We start from the raw sequence: 22742 nt of genomic DNA on the forward strand, positions 1-22742 counted from the left end.
TTTGATGGGATTTATTTTTGTGATGGTAAAATCAAACTTTTTTGAAATCAAATATAATAAATATAGCGTATCTATAACGAAAGCTAATATATGAATTAGTTAATAAATTTTAAAACCTGCAAAAAATAAAAAAAAACCGAAAATTACTTTCCGATTTTCAAGTTAATTTATTTTTTTAATTGGTCTCTAAAAATTTTTTCGAATTTTTCAATTTTGGGTTGAATTACCATTTGGCAATAGGGTTTGTTTTTATTGTTTTCGTAGTAATTTTGATGGTAATCTTCGGCTTTGTAAAATTGGGTTAATGGTTCCAAAGTAGTTACAATTTGGTTATTATAAACTTTTTCGGCAGTTAATTGATCAATAATAGAATGAGCTTCATTTTTTTGCTCTTCGTTTGCATAAAAAATTACAGAGCGGTATTGGGTTCCAACATCTGCACCCTGACGGTTTAAAGTTGTCGGGTCATGAACAGTAAAGAAAACTTTAAAAATTTCATCTAGGCTGGTAACTGTTTTGTCATAAGTGATTTGCACAACTTCTGCATGGCCTGTTCTTCCGGTACAAACTTCTTCATAAGTAGGATTTGGATTTTTTCCTCCGGCAAATCCTGAAACTACAGATTTTACTCCTTCTAATTTTTCGTAAACTGCTTCTACACACCAGTAGCAACCTCCGCCAAGCGTTATAGTTTCTAGATTGTTATTGCTTTTATTTTCTGAGATTACTTCATCCGGCACAAAATCTAATGCTATTGAATTCATACAATATCTTTTGCCTGTTGGCGCAGGTCCATCATCAAAAAGATGCCCTAAATGGCCATCACATCTGCCGCAAAGTGCTTCAATTCTATTCATTCCATACGAATTGTCTTGTTTGTAAATTACGCTGTTCTTGTTTTCCTGTTCAAAAAAACTTGGCCAGCCGCAACTACTGGCAAATTTCTGGTCAGATTTAAATAATTTATTACCACAAGCGGCACAATAATATGTGCCTTTTGCATCAGAGTTCCAAAGTTTTCCTGTAAAAGCTCTTTCAGTATGAGCATTTCTTGAAACAGCGTATAAGTCTGGGGACAATACTTTTTTCCATTCGGCATCAGTAATATGGAGTTTTGTAGTGTCAGTATTTGAATAATAAAGGTTTCCTGGTTTGCTGATTGAATTTTTCATATTTGAGGGTTTTTGTGTGAAGTTTTGATTGTTTGCTGCTTGCCTACAGGCTTGGAGCATAAAAAGAGATATTATAAAAACAGGCTACGAAATCGCTTTTTTGGTTTTCATTTTGATGATTTAAATTTTAAATTTAAAGCTTTAAAATTAATCTATTCGATGATTAAACCCTCGTTAAACTTTTCATAAACTTTCTACAATCACATAATCCATTTCTTTTTTTGTATTTTTGACAAGCTTAAAAAGATATGAAAGAAGAAAACGTAATATTAGTAAATCAAAAGGATGAGCAAATAGGCTTGATGCCTAAATTGGAAGCCCATGAGAAAGCACTTTTACATCGTGCTTTTTCGATTTTTGTTTTAAATGATAAAAATGAAATAATGCTCCAGCAACGAGCCAATCAGAAATACCATTCCCCTTTGTTGTGGACAAATACTTGTTGTAGTCATCAGCGCGAAGGCGAAACTAATATTCAAGCAGGAAGTCGAAGATTATTTGAAGAAATGGGTTTTAAAACTGGTTTGAAAGAGTTATTCCATTTTATTTACAAAGCACCTTTTGATAATGGATTGACAGAGCACGAACTCGATCACGTTATGATTGGTTATTACAATGATGAACCAAAAATTAATTCAGAGGAAGTAGAAAACTGGAAATGGATGAGTATCGAAGACGTGGTAAAAGACATTCAGTTGCAACCCGAAATTTACACCATTTGGTTTAAAATTATTTTTGATGAGTTTTATCATTTTTTAGAAGAACATAAAATTTCTAACCTCTAACTTCAACATGAGAGTAACCATTTCAAGAAAAGCCCATTTTAATGCGGCACATCGATTGTATCGAAAAGATTGGACTTTCGAGCAAAACGATGCTGTTTTTGGCAAATGCAATAATCCTAATTTTCACGGGCACAACTATGAATTAATTGTTAGTATAACTGGAAAAATTAATCCCGAAACCGGTTATGTGATGGATATTAAGGATTTAAGTGATTTGATTTTAGAAGAAGTAGAAAAGCCTTTTGACCATAAAAACCTGAATCTTGATGTTCCCGAATTTGAAAATCTAAATCCAACTGCCGAAAATATTGTGGTAGTCATATGGAATAAAATTAGAAAAAGGATAAAACCGGAATTAGATTTAGAAGTTGTTTTATATGAAACGCCTCGAAATTTTGTAACTTATAAAGGAGAATAATGGGACTACAAGTAGGAGATAAAATCCCCAATTTTTCAGCAAAAGATAATGATGGTAATGATTTTGAAAGCGCATCCATCATTGGTAAAAAACCTGTTGTTTTTTATTTTTATCCAAAAGACAATACGCCAGGTTGCACCGCTCAAGCTTGCAGTTTTCGAGATAAATATGAAGATTTTAAAGATTTAGGAGCCGAAGTTATTGGCATCAGCAGTGATAGCATTGCTTCTCACGAAAAATTTATTCAGAGATATAAGTTACCCTTTATTTTGCTTTCGGATTCTGATAAAAAAATTAGGAATCTTTTTGGCGTAAAGCCTAATTTATTTGGTCTTCTTCCCGGCAGAGTAACATATGTGGTTGATAAAAATGGAATAATCCAATTGGTTTTTGATAGTTTAGTGGCTACAAATCATATTCCCAGAGCATTAGAAATAATTAAGAAATTAGTATAAATAATGAATTATAATATATACCCATTACAATTTGAGCCCATTTTAAAAGAAAGAATTTGGGGCGGAACGAAGTTAAAATCAATTCTAAATAAACCCATTATTTCTGATATTACTGGTGAAAGCTGGGAAATATCAACTGTTGAAGGTGATGTAAGTGTGGTTTCTAATGGAGTTCTAGCAGGAAAATCACTCAACGAATTGATTGATTCATATCCGGAAGATATATTAGGAACGGACGTTTACAAGCGATTTGGCAAACAATTTCCATTACTTTTTAAATATCTTGATGCTCGCGAAGATTTATCTATACAAGTACATCCTAATGATGAATTAGCCAAAAAGCGTCATAATTCTTTTGGAAAAACTGAAATGTGGTATGTCCTGCAGGCCGATGAAAATGCCAGAATAATTGTTGGATTTAAAGAGAATTCCAATGCCAATGAATATGTTGAAAATCTAAAAAACAAAACACTGCTTACTATTCTTGATGAGGTGAAAGTAAAAAAGGGAGATGTTTTCTTTCTGGAAACCGGAACGGTTCACGCCATTGGTGCTGGATTGGTTATTGCCGAAATCCAGCAAACATCGGATATTACGTATCGTTTGTATGATTTTGAAAGAGTTGACAGTCAGGGAAATTCAAGGGAATTACATGTTGATTTAGCTTTAGAAGCTATTAATTACAATAAAATAGATACTGAAAAAAGTTACAACACCACTCTAAATCAATCAAATACCGTTGTGAATTGTCCTTATTTCACCACTAACTTTCTACCATTAGATGGAAAAGTTGAAGTAAACAAAACGGGAAATACATTTACGGTTTATATGTGTGTAGAGGGTAATTTTGAAATAGAATGCAACAATACAAAATTTCAATATAAAAAAGGAGATACTATTTTAATCCCTGCTAGCTTGAAGGCTTTTATTCTCAATGGAAAAGCTTCAATTTTAGAAATTTATATTTCATAGTCGGTAATAGAAAGATTATATGTACTTTTGCAATCGCAAATTAAAATTAAAAAATAAAATGGCAAACGTTAAGAATTTAAAAAAAGACATCAACTACGTTTTAGGAGATATTATTGAAGCAGTTTACTTGTTTGAAATTTCTACTACAGGAAAACCAACAACAGAAACTAACGCTTTAATCGATGAAGCAATAGCAGCTTTTGATACTTTGATTACAAAAGTAAACGCTAAAAAAGTTGAAGATAAAAAAGCCCACTTCAAACAAATCAATGTTGAATTGGAACAAACTGCAAATCAATTGATTGCTAAAATCAACGAATTACAGTAAAAAAAGTCAATAAAAAGGTCTGATTTTTTTTGGAAAATTAAAATTCAGACTTATATTTGCAAACGTAATGAGTCGCCAGCGTAGCTCAGTTGGCTAGAGCAGCTGATTTGTAATCAGCAGGTCGTGGGTTCGAGTCCCTCCGCCGGCTCTTTAATAAAACCATCTAACATTTGTTAGGTGGTTTTTATTTTAGAATACTTTGGAATGAAAGTAAATAGAGGATCAATCGGGATTTTTTAATTTTAAACCTAAATTATTTCAGTATTTTAAGTTTAACCTACTTAATTTTCATTGACTTATTAGCAAAGCTATCATAATGATATGGACTTTTCATTAATTCTGGATTTGGATAAATAAAGTTTTTTTGCCATGTTGAAAAGCAAAATAAATTAAGAAAAAAAAATTTAAAATTATTTTGAATAAAAAATAATAAATTAGAAATTAAGGTGTTATCAATATATAAAAGACAAATAAATTTGCTTATTAATTACAAAAGCATAACTTAGCCCACACATTATCAAAAGTTTAGCATAAATATGGAAAAAATTGAAACGACATTAAGAAGCAATTTATCGGCATTTTTTTTCTTAACATTTATATTATTGGGCATATGCAATGCAAATTCACAAACTGTTTTTTACGACTCCGTATGTAAACAAAAATATGCGTTGATTGATGTTCATAAAACTTACGAAAGAGTCATAGACAAAGGCTACGATTCTATTGAAATGTTTGAATACTTAGGGAATTATTATTATGAAAGTAAAGATTTTGAAAAATCTAAACTATACTTTGACATCTTATTCAAAAAATACAAATTGTCTCAGATTTCTCCAAAAAGTATAGCGTTATACAAAACTCTTTAATACTAGTAAAATTAAAATACAACAAATAAAAAATGCCTCAATAATAACAATATTGAGGCATTTTCATCAGAACTAATAATCTTGGAATCCTAAATTAATTAATTTAACTATTTTCCTTTTGTAGCTTTCTTCAAATCATCACCGCCTGGAATTTTCATTTTATCTGTAAGTACAGAAATTTCACTTAGGTTAAAATTACCTGTTAATGACATCAATACGGTTTGATTTTCCTTGTTTCCGCCTTCAATAAACATCAAAAGTTCCTTGACTTGATTGTCATTTACTCCGGATTTTACCATTATTCTTACGTTTTTTCCACCATCATTTACACGCATCAATTCCTCTAACCCGGCAGTTTTAACGTACTTGTCCGCAGACAATTTCATATCAGCAGAAACTCGGGTACTGGTTGTTGTAAACACTTTCAGGTTATCCAGCTTTTTCATCAAGTCAAAATACTGTTGGGTTTCCTTGTCATTGGAATCTACTTTTACGCTTCCCATCATTTGGAACATTTTCTTATTGACTATTATCGAAGTCACATCGTCTTGTCCGTCATATTTATCGAAAGCCGATTGGGCAAAAAAAGCATTGGAAACTAATGTTACTACTACTGTTATTATAAATCTTTTCATCGTTATTGTTTTTATTGTTGTTTAAAAATTAAGTTTTTCGAATTCTCGTATTCCTGAATGTATTGTACGCTTTCAATTCCGGTATTTAAATGGGTTGATAGCATTGATAATGCTTTTTGTGTTTCTCTGAAAGCAATTTCCGGATTGTCATAAGTTCCTAAATCCGTATCTTGATTTACATTATTGTAATTAAAATAACTATATGTCCCAATTCCCAGCAAAACAACAACCGAAGCAGCAATTGACAACCAAGTCAAATTTCGTTTTGTGGATTTTAATACCATTTCCTGCTCAAAATTTTGCTCTTTAGCCAGTATTAAATAATCAAAAAGAGGTTTATATTGTTCTATATTTGGTGAAACATTTAACGAAGAAAAATAGTCTCGCAACTCTATCTCCTCGGAAATACTGGTTTCTCCCCGAAAGTATTTTTCTAAAAGACTTTCAATTTTATTTGATTCCATAACTGTGTGCTTTTGTCAAATATTCCCTGACTGTTTTTCGTGCTCTCGAAAGTGCCACGCGAATGGCAGTTTCATTCATATCCATTATTTTAGCAATTTCCTCAAATTCATATTGTTCTATATCGCGTAACTGGATAATCAATCGTTGTTGGACCGGCAATTGATTAATGCTCTTTTCAACCCAATCCAGGCTGTCATTGTCTTCCAATATTTTTTCAAAACTTGGCTCATTATTGGCAAAATCAGTATTAACAATTTGGAGATTTCCAACTCTTTTAGATTTCAATTGATCCAAACAATAATTTTTTGTCATCGTCATTGCAAAGGCCTCAACATTATTATAATCATCTAAATTTTGGTTTCTGCTCCACAATTTTACCAATACTTCCTGAGTCGCATCTTCCGCTTCTTCAGAGCTTATGAGCAATCGCTTTGCCAGTCTATAGACTTTGTCTTTGAAAGGAGCAATCAATTTCACAAACTCATTTTGACCCATAAAAAGCATCTATTAAAACGGTTATACAATCAAGACGAATCTAAACTATTTTTGTTACAAATTATCATTAAATAAAACTAAAATAGGTATTTTTACGTTCAGTATATTAAAAAAGAAATATGAGAACAACCTACAAATTTATTATCGCCTTGCTTATAGCCTCTTTTACTTTTCAAAGTTGTCAAGACAATGACGATGTAGCGGCTCCAAAGAATTTAGAAGTTCAAAATTTTATCTGGAAAGGCCTAAACCTATATTACTTATGGCAAGCTGATGTCCCAAATTTAGCTGACGATCGATTTGCAACTCAAACACAGTTGAACACCTTTTTATCAGGATATCCCGTTCCAGAAAACTTATTTGACGCATTAAGGGTAGATAAAACTATCGATAGATTCAGTTGGATTGTGAGCGATTATTTAGAATTAGAAGGACAACTTCAAGGAACGACAAACAACAATGGAGTAGAATTTGGTTTAAGCTATAAACCGTCAAGTACAACCGAAATAATTGGTTGGGTTCGTTATATCATTCCAGGTTCTAATGCTTCAACAAAAAATATCAAACGTGGCGATGTTTTTTATGGCGTTAACGGAACCCAACTTACCATTAGCAATTACGAGACATTATTGTTTGGTTCAAACAATGACTATACCCTGAATCTAGCTGACATAAACGGCGGTGCATTTACACCAAACGGAAAATCAGTCGCCTTGACGAAAACCATTTTAGATGAAAATCCTATTTTTTTAAATAAAGTAATTGCTTCAGGTTCCCATAAAATTGGATATTTAATGTATAACGGATTTTATGCCAATTACGACACCCGACTCAATGATGCTTTTGGCTCGCTTAAATCACAAGGAATTACTGATTTAGTGCTTGATTTAAGGTACAATGGAGGTGGTTCAATACAAACTGCAGCCAGATTAGCAAGTATGATTACAGGAACTTTCACTGGGCAAGTTTTTGCAAAGCAACAATGGAATGCTAAAATAGAATCGTATTTTGCAGCCAACGACCCTGAATCTTTAAAAAATTACTTTACCGACAAAATAGAAACTACCGCCATAAATAGTGTTGGTATGACAAAAATTTATATTCTCACTTCAAAAAGTACTGCTTCTGCAAGTGAATTAGTGATTAACGGACTGAAACCCTACATCACCGTTGTACAAATAGGAGATGTTACTGTTGGAAAAAACGTTGGCTCAGTTACCTTATATGATTCCCCAACATTTGGAAAAGAAAACAGAAACCCAAACCATCGCTACGCAATGCAGCCCATAGTTTTGAAAATTGTTAATGGTGTAGGTTTTGGAGACTATCAAAGCGGTTTAATTCCTAACTTTGAATTAAAAGAGACTTTAAGTACTCTTGATGTTCTTGGCAGTTCGACAGAGCCTTTATTGAGTCTTGCCATTGCGAAAATTACGGGAACAGCCAAAATTAAACAATACACACCCGGAATTCAATTTGATTATTTTAAAGATTCAAAATCTATAAATGGCATACAAAATCAAATGTATCTTGACAAAGCCCCGGAAGGTTTATTGAAAGCTTTGGAATAAAATTATAAACCATAAAAAAACGAGGCTTTCATTACTGAAAGCCTCGTCTTTTTTAATTCAAATTGAAATTACAAATTAAAAGCCAATCCTACTTTGAAGTTTCGTCCAAGCGCGCTGTAGCCTGCATTTTCGACAAAATCAGCATTCAAAATATTATTTACTGTTCCAAAAATAGTCAACCTATTTTTTACCAATTCACATCGAATGGTAGCGTTTACTAATTGGTAAGAACCCAAAACAACATTCTGTATCGCATATGTATTCCCATCAAAAAAAACGTCTTTTCTGCTGTCAACATATTGATAACTTACATTTAAAAAGGCTCTCTTATTAATCTGAAAATCCAAAGAAGAATTCACTTTATGTTTCGGAATCAAACGATCCAAGGCTTCATCTACTTGTGTAAAAGTGTAATTGGAAATCCATTTGATGTTTTCACTGATGGCAAAAGTGATTTCGGTTTCTATCCCTTTGGCTTTATTGGTTCCGTCTATGTTGATGTATTTATAGGCAGGCGAAAACCCGATAAAATTAGCTTGTTTCCGATAAAATCCCACTACCGAAAATTGGAGTTTTTTATCCAAAAGTTGCGTTTCAAAACCAGTCTCTATGGTCGAGTTTTTTTCTGGTGTCAAATTAGAGTTTCCAAATTCAGAATACAATTGATACAAACTTGGAGTCACAAAAGCAGTGCTATATGAAGCCAATATTTTCAACGGAATGGCTTTGAAATCATACGAAGGATTTACATTATAAACCAACTGATTTCCGTATTCGCTATGAATATTCAAACGTGCGCCAGCATTGACATTCAACCCAAAATCCGAGGTAAAAACTCCATTAACATATGGATCAATCATATTGAATTTAGTGGTTTCCTTTGCAATATTCCCGTATGGAGTTTCGCTATTCATATCGAAAAACTGATATTGAACTCCAGTAACTAAAAATAATGATTTAGAAAACTCATATTTATTGTACCCATCAACATTCACGTTTCTAGAATCGTATTGCGAAAATCCAACTGTTCCGGAATAACTGTCTAATTCATTATAAGAACGAGTTATTTTATTGAAACTGGAATTCAGGATAAATTGGCCATTGTTATACTTGTATTTTGGCATAAAACCAAATCGAAATTGCTCTGTTTTTGAATTATTCGCACTAACATCGTTTGTTCCCGTGTTGTCAAAACCACCATCATAATCATTGTTGATTTTGTCGAAATTTCCAAAAAAATCCAAAGTTATTTTCTCCGAAGCTTTATAACCCAATTTAGTTAAATAATTGATTCTCGAAAAACGATCATATTCATATTTAACACCTCCATTCGGCGGAGCAATTTGTGATATTCCATTAGTTTCTGTGCTGTTCAAAGAGGCAAAATAATTCAATTTTTTCACGTTTCCATTCACTGAAAATCCTTGATTTAAATCCTCTAAACTTGTTTTTTTATCAGTTGAAGTATTGTTGGTTCCCGCATTAAAATAAGCATTTCCCTGAATTGCCTTTTTTCCGGATTTTTTCAAAGTGATATTAATTACTCCGGTGGCCGCACCCGTTCCGTACAAAGTGCTGGCCGCCCCTTTCAAAATTTCGATACTTTCCACTTGATTAGCAGGAAGCAAACGTAAATCATATTCAAAACCAATTCCCGATGCGTCCGTAACCGGGACACCGTCAATGAGAATCAAAACTTGATTGTTTTTCCCGCCCCGAATGTAGTATCCTAAATTTTTTCCTGCCACACTTTGACTCCCGTTAATTTCGACGCCCACCACCGAATTTAGGATAGCCGCAATGCTTTGTCCTTCTCTCTTTTTTAAGTCTTCGGAAGTGATTTTAGAGATTACTTTTCCTGATTTTTCTTTGGGTAAAGCAAATTTGGAATCAGTGATTACGACTTCATCTAAAGGTATTGGTGAAGTGATGCTGTCTTTTTGCTGGGCAAAAACACAGTTGGTCATCAGCACAAATAAAGCACTGATGCGAACGATTTTGTAGTTCATTTTAATAAAACATTTTTAATAATAAAAAATGGGAGAAAAGCATAGAATGACCCATACCCAAACCTTTTTTCCCGAAAGTTTGATACTCGATGTAATAGGCAGGTCTCCTGGCTTGCGTCTTGTTGTTTACCTTCCCATTCATAAGAACAGTGGTTTTGTAGATAACAACAAGCTTGATAGCTTACAGTTGCGGGTACAGCCCAGGTTTTAAACCCGATTCCCTTTTAATGCTGTTTTAAAATTAAAAACAGCAACCTCAATACAGCAGCAAATGTAGTTCTAACATTCGAATAAAAAAATAAAATTGATTTTTAAAACGGAATAAATATACCTTTGCATTTCTTTCAAAAGTCTTTTTATGAAATCTGCTGTTCTACGAATCATTCTCTTTTTATTATTAATTCCTTTCTTTGGATGCAAAAAAAGCAGCGAAAATTCAAAAAACACCTTAGCAAATTTTGACAATTCCATTCATTATGCAAAAGGTCTGGAAATCTACAAACACAACGGTTTTTCAATAGTAAAAATCACGAATCCTTGGCCTGAAGCCAAAAAAAATTTCACCTATATTCTTCAAGAAAAAAACGGAATTATCCCAGATAGTTTAAGGCAATTCACGGTCATTCCGATTCCTATAAAATCGATTGTTGTAACTTCGACAACGCACATTCCCGCATTGGAATTATTGGGAGTGGAAAACACTTTAGTGGGTTTTCCGAATACGGCATATATTTCTTCCGTTAAAACCCGAAAATTAATTGATGCTGGAAAAGTTCGAGAAGTAGGTGTCAATGAAAATCTGAACACCGAAGTTTTAATCGATATGAAACCCAATGTGATTGTTAGTTTTGGACTGAATAATAGCAATCCAACATTGGATAATCTTCAAAAAAGCGGCCTTAAAGTTATACTCAATGGAGATTGGACAGAGCAATCTCCATTGGGAAAAGCGGAATGGATCAAGTTTTTCGGTGCATTGTATGGATTGGATCCCAAAGCAAATGCCATTTTTTCCGAGATCGAGACAGCCTATACTTCCACTTTGGCTTTGGCAAAAAAAACAACATTAAAACCGACCGTCCTAAGCGGCACCATTTATCAAGAACAGTGGTACGTGCCTCAGGGTGAAAGTTGGGCTTCATTATTTTTGAAAGATGCCCAATCTGATTATTTATGGGCAACCACCAAGGGAACCGGAAGTTTGGCGGTGCCTCTTGAAACAATTCTTGAAAAAGCACAAAATGCTGAATTTTGGATTGCACCCGGAGATTTTTCGACTCTGAAACAAATGAGTGACAGTAATCCACATTATAGCCAGTTTGCCTCATTTAAAAATAAAAAAGTATATTCGTATGCGGTAAATAAGGGAGCAACAGGTGGAATTATTTATTTTGAATGGGCCTCTACCCGTCCCGACTGGGTTTTAAAAGATTTGATTAAAATTTTCCATCCGGAATTATTGCCCAACCACAAACTTTTTTTCTTCAAGAAATTAGAATAAATTGACTAATACTAACCGAAATATAGCGTTATTCTCCATTTTGACAATGTCATTGGTTTTGCTATTGCTAATGAATATCAGTTTAGGTTCGGTTTCTATTCCCGTGAAAGATGTTTTCAACAGCTTGACAGGAGGAAATACAAGCAAGGAAACTTGGAATTACATCATCCTCAATTATCGGCTGCCGAAAGCCATTGCAGCCATTCTCGTGGGAATGGGATTGTCCATCAGCGGATTATTAATGCAAACTTTGTTTAGAAATCCATTGGCTGGACCGGATGTTTTGGGATTGAGTTCTGGGGCTAGTTTAGGTGTGGCAACAATTGTTTTGGGTGCTGCTTTTTTACCAATGGGTTTGTCGTCTATTTTACTTTCTTCTTATGGAATTATTTTAGCGTCAAGCTTGGGCAGTTTTTTGGTTTTGTTGGCGGTTTTAGCCGTTTCTCAACGATTGCGCAATACAATGGCAATATTAATTGTCGGCTTGATGTTTGCGAGTTTAACCAGTGCCATCGTTGGAACACTCACCTATTTCAGTACGGCCGAACAATTGCAAAAATTCACTTTTTGGTCCTTAGGAAATCTCGGGAATTTATCTTGGTCGTCGATTGTAATTTTATCCGTTTGTGTGACAATTGGTTTGCTTTTAAGCCTTTTCAGCATTAAACCATTAAACGCTTTACTTTTAGGTGAGAATTATGCCCGAAGTTTGGGAATGAATTACAAAAAAACCCGATTGATTATCATTTTGGCCACCAGTATTTTGGCGGGAAGCATCACCTCTTTTGCAGGACCAATTGCTTTTATCGGATTGGCCGTTCCCCATATTGCCAAATTGGTTTTTCAAACCAGTAATCACAGTGTTTTATTCTGGAGCACCTTGCTTTTCGGAGCGATTATTATGCTAATTTGTGATAGTATTTCGCAACTTCCCGGAAGTGATATTACGTTGCCAATTAATGCCGTGACGTCTATTTTTGGAGCGCCAATCGTGATTTGGCTGTTAATTCGAAAACGCAAAATGATGAACTAATGGAAAACAAAATCATCTTACAGGCTTCGAAAATTAGCATTGGATATTCTAATAAAAAAGAAAAAAATGTAATTGCTTCGGATATTGATTTGTCGTTGGAAAAAGCAAAACTAATTGCTTTAATCGGTGCCAATGGCATTGGAAAATCTACGCTTTTAAGAACCATAACCGGAATTCAGAAACCTATTTCGGGAACTGTTTTATTGAATGCAAAGAACATTCATGAATTAGATGCTGCAACCTTGGCACAAAATTTAAGTGTTGTTCTTACCGAAAAATTACCTCCAAGTAATTTGACTGTTTGGGAGCTCATCGCCCTGGGAAGACAACCGTATACAAATTGGATTGGAAAATTAACCGAAAATGATATTTCGAAAGTTAACGAAGCAATGCAACTCACACAAATCAGTCATTTGGCTTCCAAAAAACATTACGAAATAAGTGATGGTCAATTACAAATCGTCTTGATTGCAAGAGCTTTGGCACAAGACACGCCGTTAATTATTCTGGATGAACCTACCACCCACTTGGATTTGTTGCATAAAGTGGTGCTTTTTAAACTCTTGAAAAAACTGACGCAAGAAACGGGTAAGTGCATTCTTTTTTCGACACACGATATCGATATGGCAATTCAACTGAGCGACGAAATGATAATTATGACGCCCGAAAACGTCGTCCAGGATCAACCTTGCAATTTGATTACCAAAGGGATTTTCGACACCTTATTCAAGGACGAACACATTGTTTTTGATAGTGAAAAGGGAAAGTTTGTGATTTCTTAGACCTTCAATCCTATCTGTCTTTTTGCTTCACCAATGACAAACGCAACCGAATTGGCAATGTTAAAACTTCGGATTAAATTCGACATTGGAATCGTCAAATGATTTTTAAATCTAGCTAAAACTTCTACGCTCAAACCGACACTTTCTTTACCAAAAACCAACCAATCTCCGTCCTTAAAATCATTTTCTAAATACGATTTTTCGGCGTGGGAACTCATCAAGAAAACGCGCGATTGATCTGGAATTTTGGCAATCCATTCTTCAGCATTTTGATATTCGGTCACATCCAAGTGTATCCAATAATCCAATCCTGAACGTTTCAGGTTTTTATCATTAATGACAAATCCAAAAGGATGAATCAGGTGCAAACGGCTTTCGGTGCCCACGCATAACCGACCAATATTACCAGTATTGTTAGGGATTTCAGGTTCTACTAAAACGATATTAAGCATTCTTAAATTATATTATTATTGAAATTGCCATTGATATTGCCATTGTCATTTAAAAATCATCTACTTCATAACTCAAAATTCATAACTTTTTTTACTTCTCCAGCTTGTAAATCATTCAAATATACATTTCCTATTCGAATGCGTATCAAACGCAAAGTCGGAAAACCAACGGCCGCCGTCATTTTGCGAACTTGGCGAAACTTCCCTTCATTTACCGTTATCGAAGCCCAAGAAGTGGGTCCGTGACGTTCGTCTCTTATTTTTTTTCCTCTTGCGCCAAAAGCAGGAACGTCATTAACTATAAAAGATTGACAAGGTTTTGTGATGTATTTTGTTCCGTTGAAACCAATTTCGACACCATCCATTATTTTTTCGATGGCTTCTTGCGTGATAATTCCATCCACCTGAACATAGTATTCTTTATCTACTTTCTTGCTTCTCACGATTTCACTCATCTTTCCATCCGTGGTAAGCAACAATAATCCTTCGGAATCCTCATCAAGCCGACCAATTGCCATAGTTCCTAATGGAAAATCATGCAATTCACCTAAAAGTTTTTTCTTTCTTTTGAGTTCATAAATAAATTGACTCAAATAGCCGTAAGGTTTATGAATAATGAAATGGTGGTGTAACATTTGGGGATACTAGTTCTAATAATTGGTTACAAATTTACAGTTTCCATTTCTTCTTATTTGCGTAAAAGTCACTTATTATAAAAAGATTCCTTTTTTCGTAATAATGGTTCTACTTCTTGCAAACTCCCATCTACTTTTTCAATATTCAATCCTAAAATAGTTGCAATCAATGGATAAACACTTACGTTCTGAAATGTACCAATTCTTTTTCCAATCCTGAAGTCAGGTCCTTTTGCATAAAAAATTGCATGCATATCTTTATTACGATTATCAAATCCGTGAGTACCCCCAAAAACTTTTTGCTTTTTACTAGTAACTAAACTATAATTTTTCTCAGCTTCGATTACAAAATCCAAATCACGGGAATTGTTTCCAAAATGGAATCTTTTAGGTAAATTTTTGGTCGCCCAAAACTTTATATGAGGCACTTTTTTTAAAGCTTGAGCAATGGAATCCCTACATCCTTCTTTGGCCTCAATACTCATAATTGGATTTATTACTTGATGATAACCAAGCCAATTAGGTTTTAAATAATCTAAAACAGCTACTTTTTTAGAATCGGATATGTTAGCCATACCGTGATCTGAAACAACTATTAAATTTATTTTATTTCCAATAGGCAATACATCCAGTTTATGGACTAAGACACCTATTATAGAATCCATTTTGACTACCATTTTTGCGTTTTCAACTGATAACGGCCCAAAAGTATGCCCTGTATGATCAGGTTCATCAAAATAAAGAGTAATTAAATGAGGTCGTTCTTTCTCGGGAAGATTTAGCCACTCTATAACAGTATTTATCCGTTCTGTATACGAAACTGTATCATCATATTTTCGAAAAATGCTTGGGCTTTTTTTACCTGTATCCGATCCTGGCCAAAAAAAAGAAGCCGTTTTTATACCTTGCTTCTCAGCTACATTCCAAATTGGATTACCCCCGTAAAATTGAGCATCTCTTTTTTCGTCCCCTGATAATGAAAATGATTTTTTGAGCAAAGGATCATAAAAGCTATTATTTATAATTCCGTGATGATCTGGATATAACCCCGTAACTATAGAATAATGATTGGGAAAAGTCTTTGTGGGATACGACGGTTTCATCGATTTTGCATGTACACCAATTTTAGAAATTTCATTCAGGTTTGGAGTCGTAAAATATTTTGAATAATCCCATCTAAAGCCATCTAAGGAAACTAAAACCACGTATGGTTTGTCTAAATTCTGACTAAAAGCCAAACCAAAATTAAACAGCAAAAAAAAGACAAACATATTTTTAAACAACTTCATATAGATAACTTTCATGGATTCATTTTTCAAAATTAATTACAACGGCATCTTGCAAAGATATCGCTAAGTATAATTTTGTGCATTAACAAAACGTAAAATCATTTTATTAAAAAAAAACATGCTTTGGGATAATTCAAAAATAGATTTTCCAAATTATCCACTCAAACACTCCTAAATTGATATTATTCCTTACTTTTACTTTCTACAAAAACCATTCTTTTATGTCAAATATGCTCCCTTTTTTACTGCTTTTTATTGTTGCTCTCGCAATTGGAATCTTCATTGGAAAACTATTGTTTTCAGCTAAATCACAATCAGAAAAAACATTTCTCGAAGAGAAACTCAACAATCTCAAAGAACAATCTCTTCTCGAAAAAGCCAGTTTAGAGAAACAATTACAACAAAGTAATCAAGAGAAAGAAAGTATTCGCAACGAAAAAGAAGCCATCAATATTCAATTGACTAAGAAAGAAGTCGATTTTGAAAATCTTTGGCAACGCAATAAAGAACAAAAAGAAGAAGTCGAAAAACTACAGGAAAAATTCACCAAGGAATTCGAGAATTTAGCCAATAAAATCTTGGACGAAAAGTCCAGCAAATTCACCGAACAGAATAAGGAAAATATGAAAAATATTTTGACGCCTCTGCAAGATAAAATTCAATTATTCGAAAAGAAAGTCGAAGACACACATAAGGAAAGTATTGATTATCACGCAGCTTTACGCCAACAAATTATTGGTCTGAGTGAATTGAATGCCCAAATGAGCAAAGAAACTTTGAATCTTACCAAAGCATTAAAAGGTGACAGCAAAATGCAAGGAAATTGGGGGGAATTAATTCTAGAGCGAGTTTTGGAAAAATCAGGATTAGAAAAAAACAGAGAATATTTTGTACAACAATCGCACACCAACGTAGAGGGAAATCGTGTTTTTCCTGACGTTGTCATCAATCTTCCAGACGGAAAAAAGATGATTGTCGATTCAAAAGTATCACTTACAGCATATGAAAAATTCATTAACGAAGAAGACGATAATTTAAAAAATGGTTATTTAAAAGAACATGTAAATTCAATAAAACGCCATGTTGAACAACTCGGCGAGAAAAATTATCAAGATTTATACCAAATAGAAAGTCCTGATTTTGTGCTGCTTTTCATCCCTATGGAACCAGCATTTGCATTGGCATTGAACGAAGACACGACTTTATACAACAAGGCTTTCGAGAAAAATATTGTTATTGTAACGCCTTCAACACTATTAGCGACTTTACGCACGATTGACAGTATGTGGGCTAACCAAAAACAACAAGAAAACGCTTTTGAAATTGCCCGACAAGCAGGTGCTTTATATGACAAATTTGAAGGCTTTGTTGTCGACTTAATCAAAATCGGAAAAAAAATAGACGAAAGTAAAGTCGAATATCAGGGAGCAATGAACAAACTTGTAGATGGAAAAGGAAATCTCATTACAAGTGTTGAAAAATTAAAGAAAATGGGAGCCAAAGCCAAGAAAGCACTTCCTGAAAACATCTTGAACAGAGCGAATGTCGATTAGAAACAAATTAAACATAATCTATAAATTATTTATAAAAATTAAGAAATTCTTTTTTTTATCAATCAATTTTTCTCAATAAAATTTAAGTTTTTTCAGCTAAATAGTATAATTTTAAATAATTTAATTCATATACCAAGATGAAAAAAATTATTCTATTATTTTCATTATTACTTTTTAATACTGTTATTGCTCAGAAAAAAATGTTTACCAATAAAGGAATCATCATTTTTGATGCTTCTGTTCCTTTATTCGAAGAAATAAAAGCAAAAAACGAGTCTGTTACTTGTATTTTAAACACAAATACTGGTGAAATTGCAAGTTTAGTTTTAATGAGAGGATTTCGTTTCAAAATTGCTTTAATGGAAGAACATTTTAACGAGAACTATATAGAAAGCGACAAATATCCTAAAGCTACTTTCGAAGGCATAATTCAGGGATTCAACATAAACATCATTGGAACTTCCCCAAAAGAATTCAAGATGAACGGCAAACTGGAACTGCACGGAAAATCAAAAGAAATCAACACCACAGTCAAACTCAGAAAAGTAAATGAGGCACTAGAAATTATCGCTGATTTTGACGTAAACACAGATGATTTCAATATTGAAATCCCGCAAATTTTGACCAAGAAACTATCTAAAACCGTTAATATTAAAACTAACTTTTTGGTAAAATAAATCTATTTTTCCAAACAATCCCTGAGAGCATCTTCTAAAAATACAAATTGGAATTTAAAACCCAATTTTCCAATCTTTTCAGAAGAAACTCTTCTGCCTTTCAATAAAATCTGAGCCATTTCACCCAATACCAGCTTTATTAAAATAGCTGGAACATTGGGCAACCAAATTAAATATCCATATATTTTTGCCAATGTTTTTGAAAAAACAGTGTTAGTTGTATTATCAGTGATTGCAGCATTATAAGCACCTTCCATTTTAGAATTTGAAATAGCTTCAAGATAGATATTGCACAAATCATTAATATGAATCCAAGGCATATATTGCTTTCCTGAACCTAGTGCTGAACCCAATCTGTATTTAAAAATCGGGATCAGTTTCTTTAAAAAACCATCTTCTTTTCCTAAAACCAAACCCGTACGGATTTTTACGGTGCGAATTCCTAAGCCACTTATAGTATCAGCAGACGCTTCCCATTTTTGACATGTTAAACCCAGAAAATCATCGGCAGGAACCGTATCTTCAGTACAAATCTCATTCCCATTGATAGCTCCATAAATCCCAATTCCTGAAGCCGAAACAAAAGCATCCAGTTTTTTATTGCTCTTTTTTAAAACTTCATAAATCAATTTTGTAGATAGTTCTCTGCTGTTTATAATGGCTGCTTTTCGTTTTGAAGTCCATCTTTTTTCAGCAATATTTTCGCCTGCAAGATGAATTATGAAATCAGCATTAAGAACCGCTTTCTCATCGATATGATTATTGGAAACATCCCAGATATAATAGGAAGTATCAGGTAAATTTTGTTTATAACTTCTACTCAAAATCGAAACAGAAAAACCATTCTCAATTAACACATTAGTTAAATGCTTTCCAATAAACCCAGTCCCTCCGCTAATTAATACATTTCTTTTCATAATGATACAAATTTAATCATTTTAAATGATATTTAAACATTAACATTTATTTTTGTTTAACTTTAATTAATTATAGTTAAACATTATATATCTTTATACCCTAATTTAAAATTAAAAAAAAATGGCTGCCAAAAAATCAGAAATAACAAGAGACAAAATAGTCTCAATGTACATGAAATACAGATTGGAAAATAATGATAAGCCAAAATCCGTATATCAATTTGCCAAAACAAATGGTTTTGACGAAACTGAATTCTATAATTTTTTTGGAACAATTGAAAGTGTCGAAAAAGAAATTTTTAAGATGTTTCTTGAAAACACAATAGAATTAATCCAAAAAGATCCTTCTTATGAAACCTATGATATGAGGAGCAAAATGTTAAGTTTCTACTTTACATTTTTCGAATTATTGTCGGCCAATAGAAGTTATGTTGTTATGAGTTTGAAAGAACACCAAAATCAACTGAAAAATCTAATGCAACTTTCTAACCTAAGAATTGGATTCAAAAACTACATTACTGAAATTATTACGGATGAAGTAAGAACCCAACACGAGAAATTTCAAAATTTTCAAGAAAAAGCAATTCAGGAAACTTCTTGGATACAATTATTAATGACATTAAAATTCTGGCTAGATGATGAATCACCAGCTTTTGAAAAAACAGACATCTATATTGAAAAATCTGTAAAAGCAACTTTCGAACTAATGAATATTGCCCCCATAGAAAGTTTAATCGATTTTGGAAAATTTATATTCAAAGAAAAAATATACAACAAATAATGAAAACCATAGACTACATACCAACTTCAAAAATTGAAAGAGCCACAAAACTCGTTCAAACCGGTGCAAAAGTAGGAGTAAATTATATCAAATATTACGGCGAAAAAATGGTAAATCCAACAATGACTCGTGATAAACTTAATGAAGACAATGCCGAAGACATTTATGACGGGCTGAAAAGTCTGAAAGGAAGTGCCCTGAAAGTGGCGCAAATGTTAAGTATGGACAAGAGTTTTTTACCACAGGCATATGTTGAAAAATTTTCCTTATCCCAATTCTCAGTTCCACCATTATCAGCTCCTTTGGTTTTAAAAACCTTCAAAGCTAATTTTGGCAAAACACCCTATGAAATTTTTGATGAATTCAATGCTAATTCAGTAAATGCAGCAAGTATAGGTCAAGTTCACTTAGCAATGAAGAATGGAAAAAAATTAGCCGTAAAAATTCAATATCCTGGTGTTGCCAATAGTATTTCGTCGGATTTGGCTTTGGTAAAACCTATTGCTATCAGAATGTTTAATCTTCAAGGTAAAGATTCTGACAAATATTTCAAGGAAGTAGAAGACAAGTTGATTGAAGAAACCAACTATTTATTGGAATTAAAACAAAGCAAAGAAGTAGTTGAAGCCTGCAAGAAAATTGAAAATCTGGTTTTTCCGGACTATTATCCCAAGTATTCTTCAGAGAAAATTATCACGATGGATTGGATGACTGGAATCCATCTTTCAGAGTTTACCAAGAAAAATACTAATCAAGAAGAAGCCAATACTGTTGGACAGGCATTGTGGGATTTCTATATGTATCAGATTCACATTTTAAGAAAAGTTCATGCCGATCCGCATCCGGGAAATTTTCTGGTAAACCCAAAAAATCAACTGGTAGCACTTGATTTTGGGTGTATGAAACAAATTCCTAATGATTTTTACATTCCATATTTTGAGTTAATTAACCCAGATGTCATAGATAACAAAAAGTTATTTGGAGACAAATTATTCGAATTGGAGATTCTTAGAGAGGATGATTCCAAAGAAGAAATCGAATATTTTACCCAAATGTTTTATGATTTATTGTCGCTATTCACCAAGCCATTTCAATCGGAAACATTTGATTTTTCGGATGAAGTATTTTTTGAAAACATCGCACAATTAGGAGAACGATTTTCTAAAGATACTAATCTCAGAAAAATGAATGGCAATCGTGGTTCTAAACATTTTATTTATATGAACAGAACTTTTTTTGGTTTATATAATTTAATGTTTGATTTGAAATCCAAAATTGTGGTAAACGAATATCTAAAATACAAGCCTTGAAAAAAGAACTCTCCTACATTGATAAAGACCGAATTATTGAAATGGCTTGGGAAGACCGAACCACATTTGATGCCATTTTGCAGCAATTTGGATTAAAAGAACAAGAAGTTATCGATTTAATGCGAATTGAAATGAAATCTTCCAGTTTTAAAATGTGGCGCGAAAGAGTACAAGGCCGAAAAACAAAACATGAAAAATTAAGGGATTTTAGAGAAGGACGATTCAAATGCAGCATGCAAAGACAAATCAACAACAACAAAATTTCGAAGAGATAATTAAAATAAAACCATGAAAAACATAGTAATAATTGGTGGTAGCAAAGGAATTGGAAATGCAATTTTAATGCAACAATTGGAAACTAACTTAGTTTACAACATTAGTAGAAATGCTCCAGACATTTCGCATCCCAACTTGAAACATTTTTCTTTGGATGTCTTGCAGGATATCCTACCAGATATTGAAAATATTGACACCTTGATTTATTGCCCGGGTTCTATTAATTTAAAACCTATTGGAAGTTTGAATATCGACGATTTCAGAAAAGATTTTGAAATCAATGTCATTGGTGCCGTAAAAACAATTCAGAAATATTTACCTGTATTGAGAAAAGGAATAAATCCATCTATTGTTTTATTTAGCACTGTTGCCGTAAAATTGGGAATGCCTTTTCATGCCAGTATTGCAACGGCAAAAGCAGGAATTGAAGGATTGGTAAAATCCCTTGGTGCAGAATTAGCAACGGTTGTTCGTATCAACGCTATTGCTCCTACTATCACTGAAACGTCACTTTCGGCAGGAATTTTAAGAAATGAAAGAATGAAAGAAAATATGATAGAACGCCACCCAATGAAAGGGTATCTAAAACCAGAAGAAGTGGCTCATATGGCGGACTTTCTCATTTCGGAAAACGCAAAATCAATCTCGGGACAGATTTTCGAAATGGACTATGGCATAGTCACTTTTAAAATGTAAAAACAACTTTATCCTGAATAAAAATTAAATAAAAAATGATAGCAAAACAAATAAAAAGTTACGAAAAAATCGAAAAATACGACACTGAAACAACTGCCATATTAGCCGAAAATTACAAATCAATAATTGAAAATCTAGGAGAAAATATATACAGAGAAGGTCTTGAAAAAACTCCGGAAAGAGCTGCAAAAGCGATGCAGTATTTAACTCATGGTTATGGATTAGATCCTTTAGAAATTCTAAAATCGGCTTTGTTTACCGAAGACCACAAGCAGATGATTGTCGTGAAAGACATTGAAGTATACTCTATGTGCGAACATCATATGTTGCCTTTTTTTGGAAAAGCACATATAGCCTATATTCCAAACGGTAAAATTGTTGGTTTAAGTAAAATCCCAAGAGTGGTTGATGCTTTTTCAAGAAGAATGCAAGTGCAGGAAAGATTAACAGATGAGATAAAAAATTGTATCCAAGAGGCACTAAATCCACTAGGAGTTGCTGTAGTTATTGAAGCACAACATATGTGCATGTGCATGCGTGGTATTCAAAAAAAAAATTCAGTAACCACAACTTCGTCTTTTAATGGAGCTTTCGAAAAAAACAAAACCAGAAAAGAGTTTATAAGTTTAGTTTCCAATAAATTGAGTTAAATTTGATCCATTAAACTAA

At 33.2% G+C, this 22742-nt stretch carries 26 protein-coding genes, 1 tRNA gene and 1 riboswitch; of the genes, 18 read left to right on the top strand and 9 right to left on the bottom strand.

The window, feature by feature from the left end:
- Positions 1–167: 167 nt before the first annotated feature.
- On the bottom strand, positions 168–1232 hold the full coding sequence (locus IR213_RS03270; protein ID WP_194310879.1) for a bifunctional methionine sulfoxide reductase B/A protein: 1065 nt from the start codon (positions 1230–1232) through the stop codon (positions 168–170).
- 188 nt (positions 1233–1420) lie between these two features.
- On the opposite strand from IR213_RS03270, the gene idi reads away from it, so the two are divergent.
- From idi to IR213_RS03305, 7 genes are all read left to right on the top strand, one after another.
- A complete protein-coding gene (idi, locus tag IR213_RS03275; RefSeq protein ID WP_194310880.1) occupies positions 1421–1957 on the top strand; it encodes an isopentenyl-diphosphate Delta-isomerase in 537 nt (178 codons plus the stop codon).
- Between the two features lie 7 nt (positions 1958–1964).
- Positions 1965–2375, top strand: a complete 411-nt coding sequence (locus IR213_RS03280) for a 6-pyruvoyl trahydropterin synthase family protein (protein WP_194310881.1) — start codon at positions 1965–1967, stop codon at positions 2373–2375.
- Positions 2375–2830: a peroxiredoxin gene (locus tag IR213_RS03285; protein WP_194310882.1), complete on the top strand. Its 456-nt coding sequence runs from the start codon at positions 2375–2377 to the stop codon at positions 2828–2830. Before IR213_RS03280 ends, IR213_RS03285 begins: the two co-directional genes overlap by 1 nt.
- Positions 2831–2833: 3 nt before the next feature.
- Positions 2834–3802 carry a type I phosphomannose isomerase catalytic subunit gene (locus IR213_RS03290; protein ID WP_194310883.1) on the top strand — a complete coding sequence of 323 codons (969 nt, stop codon included), beginning with the start codon at positions 2834–2836 and terminating at the stop codon, positions 3800–3802.
- A gap of 58 nt (positions 3803–3860) precedes the next feature.
- Positions 3861–4130, top strand: a complete 270-nt coding sequence (locus tag IR213_RS03295) for a hypothetical protein (RefSeq protein WP_143392012.1) — start codon at positions 3861–3863, stop codon at positions 4128–4130.
- Between the two features lie 74 nt (positions 4131–4204).
- Positions 4205–4278 (top strand) — tRNA-Thr (locus tag IR213_RS03300).
- A gap of 388 nt (positions 4279–4666) precedes the next feature.
- Entirely contained in the window at positions 4667–4996 is a 330-nt protein-coding gene (locus IR213_RS03305) for a hypothetical protein (protein WP_194310884.1), read from the top strand.
- A gap of 107 nt (positions 4997–5103) precedes the next feature.
- Here the strand turns inward: IR213_RS03305 and IR213_RS03310 are convergent, their stop codons facing one another.
- Genes IR213_RS03310 through IR213_RS03320 form a run of 3 tightly spaced genes read right to left on the bottom strand, consistent with a single transcriptional unit; the run spans position 5104 to position 6591 of the window.
- Positions 5104–5631 (bottom strand): DUF4252 domain-containing protein, encoded by a 528-nt coding sequence (locus IR213_RS03310; RefSeq protein ID WP_194310885.1) that lies wholly within the window; start codon positions 5629–5631, stop codon positions 5104–5106.
- A gap of 11 nt (positions 5632–5642) precedes the next feature.
- Positions 5643–6095 (bottom strand): hypothetical protein, encoded by a 453-nt coding sequence (locus IR213_RS03315; RefSeq protein WP_194310886.1) that lies wholly within the window; start codon positions 6093–6095, stop codon positions 5643–5645.
- A complete protein-coding gene (locus IR213_RS03320; RefSeq protein WP_194310887.1) occupies positions 6082–6591 on the bottom strand; it encodes an RNA polymerase sigma factor in 510 nt (169 codons plus the stop codon). Before IR213_RS03320 ends, IR213_RS03315 begins: the two co-directional genes overlap by 14 nt.
- A 119-nt stretch (positions 6592–6710) precedes the next feature.
- Here IR213_RS03320 and IR213_RS03325 point away from each other — a divergent pair, with 119 nt between their 5' ends.
- Positions 6711–8162, top strand: a complete 1452-nt coding sequence (locus IR213_RS03325; protein ID WP_194310888.1) for a S41 family peptidase — start codon at positions 6711–6713, stop codon at positions 8160–8162.
- Positions 8163–8230: 68 nt separating this feature from the next.
- Here IR213_RS03325 and IR213_RS03330 read toward each other — a convergent pair whose 3' ends face one another.
- Positions 8231–10171 (bottom strand): TonB-dependent receptor plug domain-containing protein, encoded by a 1941-nt coding sequence (locus IR213_RS03330; protein ID WP_228479074.1) that lies wholly within the window; start codon positions 10169–10171, stop codon positions 8231–8233.
- Positions 10172–10252: 81 nt separating this feature from the next.
- A riboswitch (cobalamin riboswitch) is annotated at positions 10253–10445 on the bottom strand.
- Between the two features lie 84 nt (positions 10446–10529).
- Between IR213_RS03330 and IR213_RS03335 the strand changes: the two genes are divergently transcribed.
- Genes IR213_RS03335 through IR213_RS03345 form a run of 3 tightly spaced genes read left to right on the top strand, consistent with a single transcriptional unit; the run spans position 10530 to position 13487 of the window.
- A complete protein-coding gene (locus IR213_RS03335) occupies positions 10530–11672 on the top strand; it encodes an ABC transporter substrate-binding protein (RefSeq protein WP_194310889.1) in 1143 nt (380 codons plus the stop codon).
- A 1-nt stretch (position 11673) separates the two neighbouring features.
- Positions 11674–12705 carry an iron chelate uptake ABC transporter family permease subunit gene (locus IR213_RS03340; protein ID WP_394354900.1) on the top strand — a complete coding sequence of 344 codons (1032 nt, stop codon included), beginning with the start codon at positions 11674–11676 and terminating at the stop codon, positions 12703–12705.
- Complete coding sequence (locus IR213_RS03345; RefSeq protein ID WP_194310890.1) at positions 12705–13487, top strand: ABC transporter ATP-binding protein; 783 nt, start codon at positions 12705–12707, stop codon at positions 13485–13487. Before IR213_RS03340 ends, IR213_RS03345 begins: the two co-directional genes overlap by 1 nt.
- On the opposite strand, the gene IR213_RS03350 is transcribed toward IR213_RS03345, so the two are convergent.
- The 3 genes from IR213_RS03350 to IR213_RS03360 all read right to left on the bottom strand — a co-directional run bounded on the left by IR213_RS03350 (position 13484) and on the right by IR213_RS03360 (position 15878).
- Positions 13484–13939 (bottom strand): tRNA (cytidine(34)-2'-O)-methyltransferase, encoded by a 456-nt coding sequence (locus tag IR213_RS03350; protein WP_194310891.1) that lies wholly within the window; start codon positions 13937–13939, stop codon positions 13484–13486. The genes IR213_RS03345 and IR213_RS03350 overlap by 4 nt on opposite strands.
- Positions 13940–14004: 65 nt before the next feature.
- Positions 14005–14574, bottom strand: coding sequence for a pseudouridine synthase (locus IR213_RS03355; RefSeq protein ID WP_194310892.1), 570 nt, complete (start codon positions 14572–14574; stop codon positions 14005–14007).
- Positions 14575–14642: 68 nt separating this feature from the next.
- Positions 14643–15878: an alkaline phosphatase family protein gene (locus IR213_RS03360; RefSeq protein ID WP_228479075.1), complete on the bottom strand. Its 1236-nt coding sequence runs from the start codon at positions 15876–15878 to the stop codon at positions 14643–14645.
- Positions 15879–16084: 206 nt separating this feature from the next.
- Between IR213_RS03360 and rmuC the strand changes: the two genes are divergently transcribed.
- Positions 16085–17416 carry a DNA recombination protein RmuC gene (gene rmuC / locus IR213_RS03365; protein ID WP_194310893.1) on the top strand — a complete coding sequence of 444 codons (1332 nt, stop codon included), beginning with the start codon at positions 16085–16087 and terminating at the stop codon, positions 17414–17416.
- 137 nt (positions 17417–17553) lie between these two features.
- The gene (locus IR213_RS03370) at positions 17554–18093 is read left to right on the top strand and encodes a YceI family protein (protein WP_194310894.1); all 540 of its coding nucleotides are present in this window, start codon (positions 17554–17556) and stop codon (positions 18091–18093) included.
- A 2-nt stretch (positions 18094–18095) separates the two neighbouring features.
- On the opposite strand, the gene IR213_RS03375 is transcribed toward IR213_RS03370, so the two are convergent.
- Positions 18096–19010, bottom strand: a complete 915-nt coding sequence (locus IR213_RS03375; RefSeq protein WP_194310895.1) for a TIGR01777 family oxidoreductase — start codon at positions 19008–19010, stop codon at positions 18096–18098.
- A 121-nt stretch (positions 19011–19131) separates the two neighbouring features.
- Here IR213_RS03375 and IR213_RS03380 point away from each other — a divergent pair, with 121 nt between their 5' ends.
- The 5 genes from IR213_RS03380 to folE are packed head-to-tail and all read left to right on the top strand — an operon-like array spanning position 19132 to position 22723.
- Positions 19132–19791, top strand: coding sequence for a TetR family transcriptional regulator C-terminal domain-containing protein (locus tag IR213_RS03380; RefSeq protein WP_194310896.1), 660 nt, complete (start codon positions 19132–19134; stop codon positions 19789–19791).
- On the top strand, positions 19791–21101 hold the full coding sequence (locus IR213_RS03385; RefSeq protein WP_194310897.1) for an ABC1 kinase family protein: 1311 nt from the start codon (positions 19791–19793) through the stop codon (positions 21099–21101). The genes IR213_RS03380 and IR213_RS03385 overlap by 1 nt, the downstream gene beginning before the upstream one ends.
- The gene (locus IR213_RS03390; RefSeq protein ID WP_228479076.1) at positions 21098–21376 is read left to right on the top strand and encodes a TIGR03643 family protein; all 279 of its coding nucleotides are present in this window, start codon (positions 21098–21100) and stop codon (positions 21374–21376) included. The genes IR213_RS03385 and IR213_RS03390 overlap by 4 nt, the downstream gene beginning before the upstream one ends.
- A gap of 13 nt (positions 21377–21389) precedes the next feature.
- Positions 21390–22073, top strand: a complete 684-nt coding sequence (locus IR213_RS03395) for an SDR family NAD(P)-dependent oxidoreductase (protein ID WP_194310898.1) — start codon at positions 21390–21392, stop codon at positions 22071–22073.
- 35 nt (positions 22074–22108) lie between these two features.
- Positions 22109–22723: a GTP cyclohydrolase I FolE gene (folE, locus tag IR213_RS03400; protein WP_194310899.1), complete on the top strand. Its 615-nt coding sequence runs from the start codon at positions 22109–22111 to the stop codon at positions 22721–22723.
- Positions 22724–22742 lie beyond the last annotated feature (19 nt).

Source organism: Flavobacterium soyangense (assembly GCF_015277675.1).
Classification (GTDB): domain Bacteria; phylum Bacteroidota; class Bacteroidia; order Flavobacteriales; family Flavobacteriaceae; genus Flavobacterium; species Flavobacterium soyangense.